This is a genomic window from Leisingera sp. ANG49 (genome assembly GCF_059694505.1).
The window spans coordinates 1-1,069 of record NZ_JCATZN010000048.1; the positions used below are offsets into that span (position 1 = coordinate 1).

Here is a 1,069-nt window from a genome sequence, read left to right on the forward strand (position 1 = left end):
GCCTTCGATCTTGGCGAAAGCGTGATCGGCACCTTCCGCCGGGTGACCCTGCCGATTGTGGCGCCGGGGATTGTCGCCAGCCTCTTGGTCACCTTCACCGTCTCGTTTGACGAGTTTGTGCTGGCCTTTTTCCTGTCCGGCAACCAGCCCACGCTGCCGGTCTATATCTGGAGCCAGATCCGCTTCCCCGCCAAGCTGCCGAACACGCTGGCGCTCGGCTCGCTGCTGCTGCTTGCCTCGGTGCTGCTGTTGCTGGCCGCCGAATACTTCCGCCGCCGTTCCGCCAAATCCGCCTGATGAAGGATACGCAAATGACCAGCCAGAACATCATCGAAATCTCCGGCGTGGAGAAACGGTTCGGCACCTTCACCGCGGTGCGCGACCTGAACCTGACGCTGCGGGAAGGCGAGTTTTTCTCTCTGCTGGGCCCCTCCGGCTGCGGCAAGACCACGGCGCTGAGGATGATTGCGGGCTTCCAGGACCACGATGCCGGCAGCATCCGCATCGGCGGCCAGGACATGGCGCATATCCCGGCGAACAAACGGCCCGCCAACATGGTGTTCCAGTCTTATGCGATCTTCCCGCATCTGAATGTCGGCGATAACGTCGCCTTTGGACTGCGCAAGCTGAAGCTGGGCAAGGCCGAAACAGAGGCCCGCGTCGCCGAGGCGCTGGAGATGGTGGAGCTGGGCGGGTTGCAATCGCGCAAGGCCACGGAACTGTCCGGCGGCCAGCGCCAGCGGGTGGCGCTGGCCCGGGCGCTGGTGATGCGGCCCAAGGTTCTGCTGCTGGACGAGCCGCTGTCGGCGCTCGACAAGAACCTGCGTGAGGCGATGCAGTTCGAAATGCGCCGCCTGCAGCAGAAGCTCGGGATCACCTTTGTCATGGTCACCCACGACCAGTACGAGGCGATGACCATGTCCGACCGCATCGGGGTGATGTTCAAGGGCCAGCTCAAGCAGGTGGACAAGCCCGAGGTGCTCTATGCCCGCCCCTGCAGCCAGGAGGTCGCCGCCTTCATCGGCGGCATGAACTTCCTGGATGCGGCTGTCACCGGAGAGGCGGACGG

Annotated in this window: 2 protein-coding genes; both read left to right on the forward strand. The window is 64.2% G+C overall.

The features are described 5' to 3' along the window. Positions 1 to 297 (forward strand): ABC transporter permease (locus AC58NV_RS23665; protein ID WP_497229321.1); only part of this gene is annotated, 297 nt, incomplete at its 5' end. Positions 298 to 311: 14 nt separating this feature from the next. Beyond that, positions 312 to 1,069 (forward strand): ABC transporter ATP-binding protein (locus tag AC58NV_RS23670; protein ID WP_497229322.1); only part of this gene is annotated, 758 nt, incomplete at its 3' end.